This window comes from Mesorhizobium kamtschaticum, from assembly GCF_056174585.1.
Genome location: NZ_CM149691.1, coordinates 767,432 through 783,298 on the forward strand (window position 1 = coordinate 767,432; position 15,867 = coordinate 783,298).

The 15,867-nt window shown below is 61.7% G+C and carries 16 protein-coding genes; 5 read left to right on the plus strand and 11 right to left on the minus strand.

The window, feature by feature from the left end; genetic code table 11:
• Window positions 1-96 precede the first annotated feature (96 nt).
• The 6 genes from AC0V7N_RS03630 to AC0V7N_RS03655 form a co-directional block, all read right to left on the minus strand.
• On the minus strand, window positions 97-1,182 hold the full coding sequence (locus tag AC0V7N_RS03630) for an ABC transporter ATP-binding protein (protein WP_475454782.1): 1,086 nt from the start codon (window positions 1,180-1,182) through the stop codon (window positions 97-99).
• Between the two features lie 2 nt (window positions 1,183-1,184).
• A complete protein-coding gene (locus AC0V7N_RS03635) occupies window positions 1,185-2,231 on the minus strand; it encodes an NAD(P)-dependent alcohol dehydrogenase (RefSeq protein WP_475454784.1) in 1,047 nt (348 codons plus the stop codon).
• 15 nt (window positions 2,232-2,246) lie between these two features.
• A complete protein-coding gene (locus AC0V7N_RS03640) occupies window positions 2,247-3,059 on the minus strand; it encodes a carbohydrate ABC transporter permease (protein ID WP_475454786.1) in 813 nt (270 codons plus the stop codon).
• Between the two features lie 11 nt (window positions 3,060-3,070).
• Window positions 3,071-3,937: a carbohydrate ABC transporter permease gene (locus tag AC0V7N_RS03645; RefSeq protein WP_475454788.1), complete on the minus strand. Its 867-nt coding sequence runs from the start codon at window positions 3,935-3,937 to the stop codon at window positions 3,071-3,073.
• Between the two features lie 233 nt (window positions 3,938-4,170).
• Complete coding sequence (locus AC0V7N_RS03650; protein ID WP_475454790.1) at window positions 4,171-5,445, minus strand: ABC transporter substrate-binding protein; 1,275 nt, start codon at window positions 5,443-5,445, stop codon at window positions 4,171-4,173.
• A 240-nt stretch (window positions 5,446-5,685) separates the two neighbouring features.
• Entirely contained in the window at window positions 5,686-6,603 is a 918-nt protein-coding gene (locus AC0V7N_RS03655; RefSeq protein WP_475454792.1) for an AraC family transcriptional regulator, read from the minus strand.
• 250 nt (window positions 6,604-6,853) lie between these two features.
• Between AC0V7N_RS03655 and AC0V7N_RS03660 the strand changes: the two genes are divergently transcribed.
• The 4 genes from AC0V7N_RS03660 (at window position 6,854) to AC0V7N_RS03675 (ending at window position 10,799) form a co-directional block, all read left to right on the plus strand.
• Window positions 6,854-8,257 carry an MATE family efflux transporter gene (locus tag AC0V7N_RS03660; protein WP_475454794.1) on the plus strand — a complete coding sequence of 468 codons (1,404 nt, stop codon included), beginning with the start codon at window positions 6,854-6,856 and terminating at the stop codon, window positions 8,255-8,257.
• Between the two features lie 627 nt (window positions 8,258-8,884).
• A complete protein-coding gene (locus AC0V7N_RS03665; protein WP_475454796.1) occupies window positions 8,885-9,280 on the plus strand; it encodes a GlcG/HbpS family heme-binding protein in 396 nt (131 codons plus the stop codon).
• Between the two features lie 17 nt (window positions 9,281-9,297).
• Complete coding sequence (locus AC0V7N_RS03670; protein ID WP_496627711.1) at window positions 9,298-10,110, plus strand: SDR family oxidoreductase; 813 nt, start codon at window positions 9,298-9,300, stop codon at window positions 10,108-10,110.
• A gap of 173 nt (window positions 10,111-10,283) precedes the next feature.
• Complete coding sequence (locus tag AC0V7N_RS03675) at window positions 10,284-10,799, plus strand: ester cyclase (protein WP_475454800.1); 516 nt, start codon at window positions 10,284-10,286, stop codon at window positions 10,797-10,799.
• Here AC0V7N_RS03675 and AC0V7N_RS03680 read toward each other — a convergent pair.
• The 3 genes from AC0V7N_RS03680 to AC0V7N_RS03690 all read right to left on the minus strand — a co-directional run bounded on the left by AC0V7N_RS03680 (window position 10,782) and on the right by AC0V7N_RS03690 (window position 13,396).
• Window positions 10,782-11,819 (minus strand): GlxA family transcriptional regulator, encoded by a 1,038-nt coding sequence (locus tag AC0V7N_RS03680; RefSeq protein WP_475454802.1) that lies wholly within the window; start codon window positions 11,817-11,819, stop codon window positions 10,782-10,784. The two genes, AC0V7N_RS03675 and AC0V7N_RS03680, sit on opposite strands and share 18 nt — an antisense overlap.
• 286 nt (window positions 11,820-12,105) lie before the next feature.
• Window positions 12,106-12,942 (minus strand): alpha/beta fold hydrolase, encoded by an 837-nt coding sequence (locus tag AC0V7N_RS03685; RefSeq protein WP_496627712.1) that lies wholly within the window; start codon window positions 12,940-12,942, stop codon window positions 12,106-12,108.
• A gap of 55 nt (window positions 12,943-12,997) precedes the next feature.
• The gene (locus AC0V7N_RS03690; protein WP_475454808.1) at window positions 12,998-13,396 is read right to left on the minus strand and encodes a nuclear transport factor 2 family protein; all 399 of its coding nucleotides are present in this window, start codon (window positions 13,394-13,396) and stop codon (window positions 12,998-13,000) included.
• Between the two features lie 118 nt (window positions 13,397-13,514).
• On the opposite strand from AC0V7N_RS03690, the gene AC0V7N_RS03695 reads away from it, so the two are divergent.
• On the plus strand, window positions 13,515-14,120 hold the full coding sequence (locus AC0V7N_RS03695; protein WP_475454810.1) for a TetR/AcrR family transcriptional regulator: 606 nt from the start codon (window positions 13,515-13,517) through the stop codon (window positions 14,118-14,120).
• A 444-nt stretch (window positions 14,121-14,564) separates the two neighbouring features.
• On the opposite strand, the gene AC0V7N_RS03700 is transcribed toward AC0V7N_RS03695, so the two are convergent.
• Entirely contained in the window at window positions 14,565-15,212 is a 648-nt protein-coding gene (locus AC0V7N_RS03700) for an amino acid ABC transporter permease (RefSeq protein WP_475454812.1), read from the minus strand.
• Window positions 15,209-15,865, minus strand: a complete 657-nt coding sequence (locus tag AC0V7N_RS03705) for an amino acid ABC transporter permease (protein ID WP_475454814.1) — start codon at window positions 15,863-15,865, stop codon at window positions 15,209-15,211. Before AC0V7N_RS03705 ends, AC0V7N_RS03700 begins: the two co-directional genes overlap by 4 nt.
• Window positions 15,866-15,867: the final 2 nt, after the last annotated feature.

Sequence of the window (15,867 nt, forward strand, 5' to 3'; positions counted from 1 at the left end):
AGTGTGAGCGGTTTTCCGTCAGGAATTGCGTCAAAACAAAGAGTTAGAGCGGTTCGCCGTTTCCATGAAACGGTGAAACGCTCTAGGCTTTTTGCGCTATTGCTTGCGCAGCGACGCGCCCGACGTCGCGTCGAACAGATGGATGCTTTCCTCCTCGAATGTGTAGCGGACAGGGGAGTGCAGCAGCGGGCATTCGCGTGCCGGAACCAGCGCGCTGACCTCCTTACCGCCGGAGCCGAATGTCACCAGCGCATCATTGCCGTGGAATTCAATGAGATCGGCCGTGCCTTGCAATATGCCGGCGACCCCGGCGCCGGCCGTCTTCAGGTCCGGCGGCCGGATGCCCAACACGGCGCGGTCGCCATGCTGGAGATGGAAGGTCGAGCCGCCTATCGAAAGCACCGTTCCGGCACCGGTCAGTGTCCAGCCATCCCCCGAACGCCCGACCGTGACCTCGACAAAATTCATGTTCGGCGTGCCGATGAAGCCAGCCACGAACATGTTGCCGGGCCGACGGTAGATTTCCGCCGGCGAGCCGATCTGCTCGATGACGCCGTCCTTGAGCAGCACGATGCGGTCGGCAAGCGTCATCGCCTCCAACTGGTCATGGGTGACGTAGACGGTGGTGGTCTTCAGCGACTGGTGCAGGCGCGCTATCTCGACGCGCATATGGTTGCGCAGCTTGGCGTCGAGATTGGACAACGGCTCGTCGAACAGGAACACTTTGGGCGTCTTGATCATCGCCCGCGCGATCGCGACGCGCTGCTGCTGGCCGCCGGACAGCTCCGCCGGCTTGCGGCCGAGATAGGGCTCCAACCCGAGCGTCCCCGACACCGCTTCGACCCGCTTGCGGATTTCGGCCGCCGGCACCTTCTGGCGCCGCAGCCCGAAGGCGATGTTGTCGAAGATCGTCATGTGCGGATAGAGCGCGTAGTTCTGAAACACCATGGCGATGCCGCGATCGCCCGGATCGAGATCGTTGACCACCTTGCCACCGATCGAGACCTCGCCGCCGCTGATATCCTCCAGCCCCGCCAGCATGCGCAGCAAGGTCGACTTGCCGCAGCCGGACGGGCCGAGGAACACGACGAATTCGTGCTCCTCGATCGAGAGGTTGAGGTCGCGGATGACCGTGGTGGCGCCATAGGCCTTGTCGACATGGGAGCAAACGATCGCGGACATGGTCAGCCCTTTTCGTCGGTCAGCAGGATCTGCAGCTTGACGTCTTCCGGCTTGCCTTCGGCAGCCCGCTCGAATGCCTTGATGCTGTCGGAAAAGTCGTAGGTGCCGGTGATCAGCGGCTTGAGGTCGACCTTGCCGGAAGCGATCAGCTGCAAGGCGCGGTCGAAAATGTTGGCGTAGCGGAACACCGTCTCGATGCGCACTTCCTTCGAGATCGCCGCCGGCACGTTGAGGACCACCGGCTCCACCGGCAGGCCGACCAGCACCACAGCACCGCCCGGCCGCACGACATCGAACAAATCAGTGAAGGCCTTCGGGCTGCCGCTGGCCTCGAAGACGATATCGGCACCCCAATTGTCGGTCGCGGCAGCGACGGCATCGACCAGCGACTGCTCGCCGATATTGACCGGTACGATGCCGGCATATTGCGCGGCGATCTTGAGCTTCGGCGCCGAAAAATCCGAAATCAGCACTTTCGAACAGCCGCCGGCCAGCGCCGCAAGCGCGATCATGATGCCGATCGGGCCGCAACCGACGACGACGGCGATATCGCCCGGAACGATGCGGGCACGGCTTGCCGCCTGCATGCCGATGGCAAAGGGCTCGACCATCGCGCCCTCGGCGAAGGAGACATTGTCCGGCAGTTTGTAGGTGAAGGCGGCGGGATGCACGGCGTAGGGCGCGAGCACGCCATGCACCGGCGGCGTCGCCCAGAAACTGACGTCAGGGTCGACATTGTAGATACCGAGCTTTGTCGCGCGCGACGACAGGTTCGGCACGCCAGGTTCCATGCAGACGCGGTCACCGACCTTGAACGTCCCGACATTGGCGCCGGTCTCGATCACGGTTCCCGCGGCTTCGTGGCCGAGCACCATGGGCGCGCGCACGACATAGCTGCCGATGGCGCCATGCGTGTAATAGTGCACATCGCTGCCGCAAACGCCGACCGTGTGGATGGCGATCTTGACATCGTCCGGCCCGACATCGAGCGGCAACGCGATCTCGCGCAGCGACAGTTCGCCTTTTTTCTCAAGCACCAGTGCCCGCATCGGGTAATCCTCGCATCAAGTCTTTTTTTGCCGGAAAACGGAATTCAGGAAGCCGCTGAGCACGCCGAGAAAAAGCAGCGGCGGCAGCGACAGCAGCACGACCGAGGCGTTGAGAATGCCCCAGGGCACGTTCATGCCTTGCTGGGAGAGTTCCGAGGCGACGATCGGCAAGGTCTTGGCATTCGAGCTCGACAGCATCAGCGCGATCAGGAACTCGTTCCAGACCAATACGAAGCTGAAGGCGACCGCCCCTGCCAGGGAGCGGGCGGCGACGGGCAGCGCGACGCGCCAGAACACCGAATAGGCGCCGTAGCCGTCGACGAAGGCGGCTTCCTCGATCTCCTTGGGCACACTTTGGAAAGCAGGGATGGCGAGCCACATGATCACCGAGATGGTGAGCAGCGAATAGGTGATGATCAGCGCCGGCAAAGTGTCGTAGAGGCCGATCTGCAGCCAGATCACCATCAGCGGGATGGCCACCGCCACCGGCGGCAGGAAGCGCAGCGACAGCACGAAGAACTGGATGTCGCCGGCCCAGCGGTTGGGGTACCGCGCCACCGCGTAAGCCGCCGGCAGGCCTAGCACGACACCGATCAGCACGGCCGAGCCGCAAGCGACGACCGAGTTGTACAGCCCGGTAAGCACGCTGTCGCGGCCGATGATGTAGCTGATGTTGGCCAGCGTCGGCGTGAACACCAGGCGCGGCACGCGGGTGATGATGTCGACATTGTTCTTCAGCGCATTGAGCGCGGTCCACAGCAGCGGAAACACGGCCATGAAGCCGGCAAATGCCAGCACGATCCTGCCGATCAGGCGGCCCACTCTCATGCCATATAGCCTCATGCCTGCACCCGCTTCCACAGCATGGTGAAGGTGACGACGGTGGCGATCATCATCAGCACGGCCATGGCCGAGGCGTAGGAGACCTTGCCGGATTCGATGAAGCCTTGCGAGAAGGCGTACATGTCGAGCGTTTCAGTTGCCACGCCCGGTCCGCCGCGGGTCATGACATAGATGAGGTCGAAGGAGCGCAGCGATTCGATCATCTTGACGAACATCAGGCTGATCAGCGGTGCCTTCAGCATCGGCAAGGTGACATAGGCGTGGATCTGCCAGCGTTTGGCGTGGTCGAGCCGCGCCGCCTCGATAGGCTGCGGCGGCAGGGTTTCGAGCAGCTTCAGCACAATGACGGCGAAAAACAGTCCCCATTGCCAGACATCGACCGAGGCGACGGCGAACAATGCCGTCGCCGGTTTGGACAGCGGGTCGAAGATCAGCCCGCCGGTGATGAGCCGGTAGGGGTAGGTGGCGATGCCGTAGAGCGGGTGATAGGCGAACTTCCAGACGAAAGCCGCCGAGACGCGTGGCAACAGCACCGGGATGATGAACAGCAGGCAGTAGACATTGCGCAGGCGTGGGCTGGCGACCTCGAACATCAGCACGCCGAGGCCGATCGCCACCACCATGGTCGCGACAACGGTGACGATCTCCCATTTCACCGACACCCAGACCGCGTTAAGGAAGCGGCGGTCGAGAAACAGGTCATAAAAATTCGAAAGCCAGACCCAGGAATAATCAGGCGTGCTCAACTCGCGATTCTGCAAGGCGATGACAATGGCGTAGAGCGTCGGCACCATCGACAGCACCAGAAGGATGGCGATGGTCGGAACGACGAAGGTGACAGGGAGCGACGTGCGTCGGGCCATTGGCAGCTATCCTCGCTTGCGTCTCGATCGTGTCGGCATGATTTCTCCTAGAGCAGTTCACCGTTTAACGAAAACGGTGAACTGCTCTAACTCTTTGTTTTGACGCAATTCCGGACGGAAAACCGATCACACTTTTCCTGGAATTGCTCTAGGGAGCAAACGGTCCCGTGGCGCGCAGATCCCGGCATTGGTGGCAATGCCGCGGACCGCGCACCACGGGCGGGAGGATGGCTCTATTTCTTCTTCACCAGCTCGTTGGCATAGGCCTCGAGTTCGTTGAGGCCGCCCTTGACGTCGGTGCGGGTGCCGGTGACCAGTTCCTCGAGGATGATGCCCCAACGGTCGCCGAGATCGGGCCAGCGCGGATCCTGCCAGAAGTTGACCGCCGTGACCTTGCCGGTTTCGGCCAGTGCCTGGCCGAGATCGGCGCCGTAGATATCGGCGAATTCCTTGCTGGACAGGATGCTGGTGCGGTTCAGCTCGCCGAACTGATGGGCGTCGAGCCGGCGCTTCTCGTTTTCCTTCGATGTCGCCCAGGCGATGAACAGGCCGGCGCATTTCTTCGAGGCGTCGTCGGCATTGGCTTTCGCCGCGATGGCGAGGCCGTGGCCGTAGCCGCCGCCGGTCAGCGGTGACGGTGGGGGAAGGAAGCCGATCTTGCCGACCACCTGCGAGGTCTTCGGGTCGACGGCCATGCCCGACAGTGGCGTCGATTCGACGAGGATGGCGACCTGGCCCGACAGGAAGGCGCCGGTCGATTCATCCCAGCTGCCGGTCTGCGTGCCGGGGGCCGAATCCTTGAACAGCTTCAGATAGGTCTCGGTCGCCTTGACGGCCGCTTCCGAATTGAAGGCTGGCTTGTCGCCGTCGAACCATTGGCCGCCATAGGCCTTGAAGAACGGCATCCAGCGCCAGACATTGGCGCCCGAACCGCGTGCGCCACGCAGCGCGATGCCGTACATGCCCTTGTCCGGATTGGTCAGCTTCGGCACGTCGGCGATCAGCTCGTCCAGCGTCTTCGGCGGCTGGATGCCGGCGGCCTCGAGCACGTCCTTGCGGTAGACCATCAGGTCGCCGCCACCGGTCAGCGGCGCGAACCAGACCTTGCCATCATAGGTGGCGACCTTCTGGCGGCCGGGATCGAAGTCGGCATAATCATAGTCAGCCGGATAATAATCGGTCAGCGGCACGATCCATTTCGACGACGCAAACAGAGCGACATTGGCCTCGTCGACATAGTAGACGTTGTAATTACCGACGGTGGACGCATCGGCGCGCGACTTGGCCCGGCGGTCGTTCTCGTTGAGATAATCGATCTGGAAGCTGGCGCCGGAGAGCTTCTGGAACTCGGCCTTGGAGTCCTCTAGAAGCGTCAGGCCGTCACGTGGCTGTGCCAGCACCTTGACCGGGGCCGAGCAGACCGGCGCCTGCGCCAGCGCGATGGTTGAAACGGCGGTGGAAAGCATAAAAGCTGCGCCAAGGCTGGCAGCGAGCCTAACTGGTTTCATTGATCTTTTCTCCTCCAGAATATGTCCCAGGAAGCGCAAGTCGTCGGGTTACGCGATCCTCACCATCGCCCGAGTAACTGCCACCCATCGCCAAAATGCGGAGTTGCGATGGGCCAAGCTAGAAGCCCCGTTGCAGCAAACCTGTACTTTTATGCATTGTGCAGCGCAAAATACGGCAACCACCCACGGCTTCCGTCACATGAGTATCGATCATGTCCAAGCCGTTGATTTAGGGCGTGCTTAAGCCCGCATCGTCAACCGCTGCCGCGACAGTTTGCGATAGGAGGACGGCGTCATCTTGTGCTTGCGCAGGAAGGCGCGGTTGAAGTTGGAGATGTTCATGTAGCCGACCTGGAAACAGATGTCCGTGATCGCAACATCGGTGTCGGCCAGCAGCTTGCAGGCCTGCCAGAGCCGGAGCTTGGCGAGGTGGTCGCTGAAGGCGTTGCCGGTGTTCTTCTGGAAGAAGCGCGAGAATGTGCTCTCCGTCATTCCCGCGCGTTCGGCCACGTCGGGCAGCTTCAGATCCTCGGCGAAATGCTGGAACAGATAGGTCAGCGTGCGCTGGATGATGTCGAGCGAGGCGGCGTCGAGAGCCGGCGAGAAATCCGGCGACGACAAGAGCTGGTATTCGTCGGTCCTGGCCAGGAGATCGACCAGTTCGAGGAACAAGCAGAGGCGGGCGAGCCCATGCACCGTTCCCATCCGCTCCATCAGTTCGGCGCCTTCCAGCGCGGTGCTTCCATGAAAGACGATGCCGCGCAGCGACCGCTCGAGGAACGGCTCGAGTTCGCGCAGTTCCGGCAGCAGGGCCGCCGAGCCGCGCAGCCTCTGCGCATCGAATTGCAGGACGATGTCGCGGCCTTCGATCAACTCGCCCGGCTGCACCGCCGTCACCCAGTCATGCGGCAGCCCGCCGCCGACGATGGTCAGGTAGCCCGGCCCGAACTCGCCGATGTGATCGCCGACCAGGACCACGCCGGAGGATTTCCTGAGCAGGTGGATTTCGTATTCCGGATGGAAGTTCCAGACATTGCGTTCCCAGGGATAGTCGTCGAGCCGCCACAGGAAACTGTCGCTCGCCTCGGTGACGATATGTTCGAAGGCCGGCGCCGTGCGTGGGATCGCGGCAGGGTTTTTTCGCTGTCTGAACGCCATCCATTCCTCCCGACGGGTTCGCTGGCTGCCGATCTCCAAGGCAATCCGTAGCAGCCCATTGCCGGCAAGGGAACGCGGCAACGGCCCCCCGGAAGGGCGCTGGCTCAATCGGTGCCCGTTCCTCCTCCCTTGCCTTCATGTCGCGTTTCGTCCAAAAGCTGACGCAAACGCCGCGAAACCGAAGGTTTTGCCGTTTGACATGCGGCTTCCGGCGCTTTGCCGACGTGCCGTATCTGGAAAGAGCGGAACAATGTCTGCGATCGAAGCCGGCGCTCGCGCGCCGGAAAATCTTTGGCGTCAGGAAATCAGGGCGACGCTGGCGCTGGCCTGGCCGATGGTGCTGACCAATCTCGGCCAGACCGCGATGACGGCCACCGACGTCATGATGATGGGACGCCTTGGAGCGGATACGCTGGCCAGCGGCGCGCTTGGCGCCAATCTCTATTTCATGCCGCTGATCTTCGGCCTTGGGCTGATGCTTGCGACCTCGCCGATGATCGCGACCGAGCTTGGCCGCCGCCGCTATTCCGTGCGCGATTTGCGCCGCACCGTGCGCCAGGGTCTGTGGCTGGCGATCCTGATCTCGATCCCGATCTGGCTCGTGCTTTGGCACGGTGAGGCTATTCTGCTGGCGATGGGCCAGGAGCCGGCATTGGCGCATCAGGCCGGCATCTATCTGCGCTGGCTCGAATGGGCGGTGCTGCCCTTCTACGGCTATATCGTGCTGCGCTCGTTCATTTCGGCACTGGAACGGCCGGGCTGGGCACTGGTGATTGTCTTCGTCGCCGTCGCCTGCAACGTCTTCTTCAACTGGGTGTTCATGTTCGGCAATCTCGGTGTCCCGGCCATGGGTATCTCCGGATCGGGGCTTGCCACCTCGCTTTCCAGCACCCTGATGTTCGTCGGCATGGCTGTCGTGGTGATGCTGGAGAAGAAGTTCCGGCGCTACCGTCTCTTCGGCCGCTTCTGGCGATCCGACTGGCCGCGCTTCAAGGGCCTGCTGCGGCTTGGTCTGCCGATCGCCGGCATTCTGGCTTTCGAGGTGACGATCTTCAACGCGGCCGCCTTGCTGATGGGCCTGATCGACGCGGATTCGCTGGCCGCGCATGCGATCGCCATCCAGATCGCCTCGATCTCCTTCATGGTGCCGCTCGGCCTCAACCAGGCGGTGACGGTGCGCGTCGGTCTTGCGCATGGCGCCGGCAATCCGGAAGGCGTGTCGCGCGCCGGCTGGACGGCCTTTGTCATCGGCGTCTCTTTCATGGCACTGATGGGGCTGGTGATGGTCCTCTGGCCGCATCTCTTGATCAGCGCCTTCATCGATCTCGCCAACCCGGCCAATGCCAGGGTGATCGCGCTCGCCGTGTCGTTCCTGGTGTTTGCAGCACTTTTCCAGGTGTTCGACGGCGCGCAAGCGGTTGCCGCCGGCATGCTGCGCGGCCTGCACGACACCAAGGTGCCGATGATCTATGCCGCGATCGGCTATTGGGGCGTCGGCCTGCCGCTCGGCGTGCTGCTCGCCTTCCATTTCGGCTTCCACGGCGTCGGCATCTGGATGGGCCTGTCGACAGGGCTGGCCGTGGTGGCGGCGCTGCTGCTGGCGCGCTGGCTGCGGCGCGACCAGATCGCACCGCCATTGGCATTTGGGCATTGAACCGAACCGCCGCCGGCTAACAGGTGGCCGTTATGTCCTATGGCTCGTTAAACGTCGCCTTCAGAACTGCCGCGAAACGCCCGCTAAGCGCCATGAGCCGACGCTTGGCACCGAGGCAATGATCGTCTCAATAAGGGCCGAGAGCGGAACCGGCAGCTTGCGGAGCACAAACGCGGATAAACTGCCTCTGCGGCTAACCCAAGCGGATGTCGCAATTACTAGCTATGCCGGGCTTATGGAATTGCATGACGGCACAAGGCGGAAATCACGCGATGGGGCCAAAGCGCTAATCATGGCCGCGCAGTCGACGTCGCCGACGCTGCCGCGAAGCAACGCTTGAGCATACTCGACGCGCATATCCTGGAAGTACGCCAAAGGCGACTTGCCAAGGATTTCGGCGCAACGACGTTGCAATGTCCGCGAACTCGTTGAAAGCGCGCCCGCGGCGGCTTCGATGGAGAACCCTTCCTTGAGACGCCCGCGCGCCCATCGCTCGAAGCGACTGTCAGTATGTCCGAAATTGCGGGTGTTTATGTCGTTTCAGGACGTCCTTCCCCCGCCTAGATTTGCCTGGTCTTGCAGCGGGCGTGGACCTTGCGGTTGCAAGCGGCGAAATGGGGAGAAGCTATGGACATCACTCTATCGCAGTCGGAATCCCTTCTGGCCCAGGCGAAGGCGAAGGCCGTGGAAATCGGGATCCCGATGGACATCGCCATCCTCGACACGGCGGGTCACCTGAAGGCATTTGTTCGGATGGACGATGCCTTTCTCGGGTCCATCGACATCGCAATCAAGAAAGCAAAGACCGCCATGCTATTCCGTATGAATTCCGAAAGGGTTGGTGAGTTCCTTCGGCCCGAAGTGGGCGCTTTCGGAATGGAAGGTTCGAGTGACGGCCTGATGGGATTTGCCGGTGGCATACCGATCAAAAGCGGCGACGACATCGTCGGGTACATCGGCGTGTCCGGTGGCCCTATCGACAAGGACTTTGCAGTGGCATCGGCTGCCTGCACGATCGAATAGAATCTCGGGGTTCAATCATGGCTGACAAGAAGACCATCCTCATCACTGGCGCCGGCTCCGGTTTCGGCGAAGGAACGGCGATCGGCTTGGCCCAGGCGGGGCACCAAGTTATCGCGGGAGTACAGATATCGCCGCAAGTGACGGCACTGCGCAACAAGGCCGACCCACTCGGCATCGCGAAAACCCTGAGGGTTGAAAAACTCGACATCCTCGATGACTATGACGTCGCTCGCGCCCTCGAATGGGACGTGGACGTCCTGTTCAATAACGCTGGCTATGGCGAATCCGGGCCGGTGTTTGAAATCCCGGTTGAGTTGCTGCGCAAGAATTTCGAGACCAACGTCTTTGCGCCGCTGGCGCTGTCCCAGAAATTTGCCGCGAAGTTGATCCGCGAAAACAGGAAGGGCAAGATCGTCTTCACCTCGTCGATGGGAGGGCTTGTCGCCCCTGTAGGGCTCGCACCCTACTGCACGACCAAATTTGCCCTTGAAGGTGTAGCCGAAGCCCTCCGCGAGGAACTGGCGCCCCACGGTATCAAGGTTCAGACGATCAATCCGGGCGGCTACTTTACCGGCTTCAACGAACGCGTCGGGGAGACAGCCTATCGATGGCTCGATGACTCCACGAACGTCACCAAGAAGGCCGACCTTGCAGCTCAGCTCGAATTGCTGTTGGGCAACGACTCCGGTCGCCTCGATCCCAGGGAAATGATCGACGCGATGATCCGCATCGTCCCCTCGGAGGAGGGCAAGTACCGCAACGTGGTTCCGAAGTTCATCGAGGACTTCCTGCGCAGCCATCAGCAGGAGACCTGGGAGCGGAATATCTAGTGGGTAGAATTGCCCCATCGCCCAGCCAGCGGTCGTGTCCATGCTGCTGGCGGGCGGTGCCTGGCGGCCGAGGCGAAAGGCGTTGCGGTCAGTGAAGTCATCTTGGCAGACGAGGATTTCGCGGACCTCCAATGGTCGCACGCAACTGAATTTCATCAACCGGGAGAGAACCAATGACCGACCTATCGACCATTCTGAGCTCGGCTTTGCGGTCGCTTACAGCGGCCGCGTTTGCCGCCAGCCTGGGCGTCACAAGCGCCAGCGCCCAGAGCGCTACGCTCACCGTCGAAGAAGCGACCAGGATCGTCACTCCGCTCTACGAAGCATTGAATGAGCCGGCCAAGAAGGACGTGCCGGCACTGCTCGCAGAGGCTGCCAATCCGGACTACCAGTCGTGCTCAACCAATACCGACTGCCTGTCGCGCGACCAACTGGCCAAGGTCTTCACCTGGCTGGGCGGGGTCATTCCGGACCTCAAATGGACGATCGAAGAGGTCGTCGTGTCGGGAAACCAGGTTGTCGTCCGCGGCGAGGCCAGCGGCACCCCGAAGGGCGAGCTCTACGGTGTGCAGCCGACCGGCAAGAGCTTCAAGACAATGTCGATCGACCTGTTCACGATCAAGGACGGCAAGCTTTCGCGGGCCTACCACATAGAGAACTGGGTCGGCGCGCTAGAGCAGATCAGATAAGGGGAGTACCGGAGTTTGCTCGGGGTGGACTGGCGGCGGCATTTCTTCAGCGGATCGAGATGCCGATTCCACGATGCTCAGGCTGCTCTCGCGCGCCGAGCGCCTGACCACCTGTGGTGGCTGACCGCCGGATCGAATGAAAGCACGGCGCATACGCTCACGGTCAACGAAGCCGGTTTCGGTGGCGATAACGTCAAGTGAATGACGCGTTTGCTCGAGCATCAGGCGGGCGGCTTCGATGCGAAGGTTCTCGACAGCGCGGGCTGGTGTCTGGCCGGTCTCGGCCCGGAAGGCCCGGGTGAATTGGCGAGGACTGAGATTGGCGACGCCGGCCAGTTCCTCAACGCCGAGCGATGCCTTCAGGTTCTGCTGGGCGAAGGTCAGGGCATTCTGGATGCGATCGGACTTGGGACTAAGCATAAGCAGGTTAGAGTGCTGGGATTGTCCGCCGGCGCGACGATGGTAGACGACCAGGTTCTGCGCCACGAGCCGCGCCAGTTCGGGTCCAAAATCCCTTTCAATCATGCCCAAGGCGAGATCGACGCCCGAGCTCATTCCGGCCGACGTCCAGATGGGTCCATCGATGATGAAAATACGATCCTCCTCCATCTTCAAATTGGGATAACTTGCCTGCAACTCCCGTGCGAAGAGCCAATGGGTCGTCGCTCGGCGACCGTCGAGCAACCCCGCCTCCGCCAGCATGAAGGCCCCGGTGCAGATCGAGGCGACCCTGCGGCAATGGCGCTTCGCCTGCTGGATGAAGCGAATCAACGCTGCGGATGACGGGCGAGGCGCCGGCAATCCGCCAACGATTATGGTGTCGAACCCCCTCGGATCGTCGAACGGCTGGGAGTCGACAGCGACCCCAAGAGAGCTGCGGGTCGGCCCGCCGCCCTCCGACAGGAGCGTGATGTCGTAGAGGGGCCTCCCGGCGGCAACATTGGCGACCTCGAAAACTGAGATCGCCGCAAAGTACATCACCTGAAAACCCGGCGAAAGAACAATGCCGAGCGGCAGCATCGCTTTGCCCGACCGGTCCGCCGTTGTAGGCACGTCTGTTAGAGTGGCACTCGGCTCGCTCTTGCTCACGGACACCGACGCGGACCGCACCATCATCATCTCTCGCGTGCCGTTTCTCATCACTCCATATTGGCCATGACGTTATCCATAGTCGACTGTCGGAGGGCCACCCAAATGACTAGGGTGTTGAGGCCATCCGGGCACTTCACAATGAACTGGGCCGTGTCGGGCTAATGCCGAAGTTACGCTGAAGTCGAGCGCGACGGTGGTCTCGCCAGCGTGCCGGTCAGACGGAACGGTACTCCCCATCAAACCATCGCACGATCTCGTCAGCGTAGTCCTCCGATGCGTCCTCCCAGATCAGGTGCCCGCCATCGAGTTCGATATAGCGGTTGCGGGGAAGGCGGGCAGCAATGAATTTCCCGTTTTCGAGAGGGACTATAGGGTCATTCCTGCCAACAATGATCAGGACGGGGGTCTCTATTTGGGCCAGCAATGGCTCGAGGCGCGACAAATCTCGCGGATAAGAGCGGACGTAATTCGCGGCCTCCTCGAAACGCCGCCCTGCCGATGCCAGCCTGTAGTCCTCCAACACGGCGGCGGAAACAGGTCGCAACGAGGCTTGCGTGACGAAACCAAGCCCAACGGCGCCGCCATCGATGTCAGCGAAAGCGCCAGCCGGCGTGGCTATGATGTCTTTCAGCTGGCCGGCGGCAAGATCTGCGCTCGCCGCGCCTGCGCCCACGACAAGGCTTTCAAACAGGTTTGGCTGCTTTGCCGCGGCGAAGAGCAGCGCTGATGTTCCAACATCGGGGCCCACCGCATGCATGCGCGTGATGCCAAAGTGTGCAGCCAGACCGAGGAGAAAGTCTGCCATCTTTTCCGGGGACAACACGTCGCCGCTGGATTCGGAGTGACCAAAGCCGGGAAGATCGAGCGCGATGGTTGGATGTTCATGGTTGACGGTTGAGAGAAGGTCGCGGAACGCATAGAGGCTTTCGGGCCAAGGGCTGGTGAGCAAGACCGGGACGCCCTGCTTCGGCCCGGATCGGGCATATCGGACGCGAAGACCCTTGATCGTCGCGAACTCCAAAGATCCCACGTCAGGAAGTTGGTCAGGCATCTGATCTCCTCACAAATCACCTAACTCGGACAGCGCGAAGGCGTTCACGCAATCTCTACGGCCGACCTATCGGAAACATCGGATTGCCGTTGACGGCTTCGCTCGCCGGCACTTCCTCCTGCATGACGTCCCAATGCTCGGCGACCTTGCCGTTCGCAACACGGAAGACATCGAATGCCACCATGGGCTTTGGTCCCCATCCAACATACCGGCCATGTACCGCGACATAGTCGCCTTCGGCGAATGCTAGACCGGGGATGTATTCAAAATTCTCAGGCAGCTGCTTCAGGAGCCCCTTGATGGCGTCGGTTCCGTTCGGAATCTGAGGATTGTGTTGCCGATAGTCCGCGCTGAACAGTTCGTCGATCACGGCCGGATTCCGATCAACGAAAACGCCGGTAATGGCACGCAGCACCAGAGCCTTGTTCGCCTCAACACTGGCGGATGTTGCCATGGAATTGCCCCTTAAAATGACGTCGATTTGCACAATCGGTCCGTTATGCTATAATCGGACAGACCTGTCCCTTTATAGGAACAGTTCTGTCTCTATGTCAATGCTCGGCGATGGAAGAATGACTGTGACTGCAAGGCGGGGCGCACCGCGACGCGATGAGCCCTCTGCACGCGAACGTTTGATCGCGACCGCAACCGAACTGTTCTACCGCGACGGCATACGGGCGATCGGCATCGATGCCGTGCTCGCCAAGTCAGGGGTGGCAAAGTCTACGCTCTATCGAAACTTTAGCTCGAAGGACGAATTGATCGCGGCCGTCGCAGCCGAGCAGGACCGGCGGTTTTGGCAATGGTGGGACCAGATTGAGCAGGAGAAAGCGCGTCCGCCCCGCAAGGTCGTCGAAGCGCTGTTCATTGGTATTATCGAGCTCGTTTCGCGTCCGACTTTCCGGGGATGTCCATTTATCAACGTGGCGATCGAATTTCCCGATCGTACGCATCCCGGCACCACGGTGGCATGCGCCAACAAACAGATGGTACGCCAACGGCTTCGGGATTTGAGCGCAGCGATGGGGGCTCGCAACACTGTGCGTCTGGGCGATCAACTCGCGCTGCTGATGGACGGCGCCTACGGCCAAGCCGTTACACTCGGCACCGCTGATTTGCGCGAGGATCTTCTTAGCGCGATGACAAGATTGATCGACGGAGAGTCTGATCTCAATTGAATGCCTCAGGCGCCTGCTTTCATCGTTCGCGGCCGCGGCTCGTGTCATGAACGAGGCTCGCAATATCTCCGCAAGGCTTCTTCCGTGGCTGCCCAAAGAGTTCGCTGCGCATCAATGTCGCCGCCTGATGTACAGGACGAGTGAACACGCCAGAGGCAGCCATCCAGGTCGTCGCCTATCTTTCGACCGGCCTGGATCATAAGTGGGCATCACATCGATGTTCCAGAACGTCCGCTTTTGGGTGGTGTGAAACCTTACTTCAACGTCCGGCATCAGGCGCAAAGCAGTCATGCGCGCCTTTAGCTGTCAGAGTCCGTTTGGGGTCAAAAGCCGATGAGGCCTACCGTCATCAAATGACAAAAAAGCGGCATTCGAGCGCTGATCGCAGGGATGGCTTGCTGGTCTGTAGCCGCCGTCGATGTCGGTCAGCACACCATGCTCGGCTCAGCGAGCCGCCGCCCGCCGTTCGAGCGAGCGGGCGTATTGCGTCAGCGGGAAGCACATGACGAAGAAGATCAGCGCCACCAGCCCGTAGACCTTGAACGGTTCGAAGGTCGCGTTGTTGATGGCGTTGGAGGTCCGCACCAGCTCCTCGAAACCGATGATCGAGGTCAGCGCCGTGGACTTGATCAACTGCACTAGGAAGCCGACGGTCGGCGCACGGGTGATCGAGAAGGCCTGCGGCAGGATGATCAGCCGCAGCTCCTGGAGATAGTGCAGGCCGAGGCTGGCGCCGGCGTCCCATTGGCCCAATGGCAGCGCAGCGACGCCGGAACGCCAGATCTCGGCGAGATAGGCGCTGGCAAAGAAAGTCAGGCCGAGCACCGCCGCCGTCCACGGTTCGATGCGCAGGCCGAGCATCGGCAGGCCGAAGAACATCAGGAAGAGCTGCATCAGCAGCGGCGTTCCCTGGAACAGGGCGATGTAGCCGGAGGCGATGCGCCGGCTCCATTTATTCTTGGAGATCCTGAAGAACAGCACGACCATACCAACGATACCGCCGCCAACGAAGGCCGCCAGGGACAAAAGCACCGTCCAGCGGGCGGCGAGCAGAAGGTTGCGCACGATGTCCCAGAAGGTGAACTCGATCATGACACGCCAGCTCCGAGCGCGCGGCGTCCGCCGGTGACCAGAAGCCGGCGCAAGGCCATCGACAGAGCGAGGTAGACCAGCGTCACGACGAAATAGGTCTCGAAGGAACGGAAGGTGCGCGCCTGCAGCATGTCGGCCTCATAGGTCAGCTCGCGCACCGCGATCTGCGAGACCACGGCCGACTCCAGCATCATGATGACGATCTGGCTGGTCAGCGCCGGATAGATGATCTTGAGCGCCTGCGGCAGCACGATCTTGATGAACACCTGGCGGGGCCTCAAGCCCAGCGCCAGGGCGGCTTCCGTCTGCCCGCCCGGCACGGCATCAAGGCCGGCGCCGACGATCTCGATCGTATAGGCCGCCATGTTGAGCGTCATCGCCAGCATGGCGGCCAGGATCGGGTCGAGCCTGATGCCGAGGCTCGGCAGGCCGAAGAAGATGAAGAACAACTGCACCAGGAACGGCGTGTTGCGCATCACCTCGACATACCAGGCGATGGCCCGCTTGAGCAGCGCGGGGCCGTTTCGCCGTCCCGCGGCGCCGAGGATGCTGAGCAGCGTCCCGGCCAGCGTGGTGACGGCGATCAGCAGGATCGTCGTCACCGCGCCGTGCGCGATATCGCCCACAGCACCCGGGAGCCAGGCAAAGGCCACGG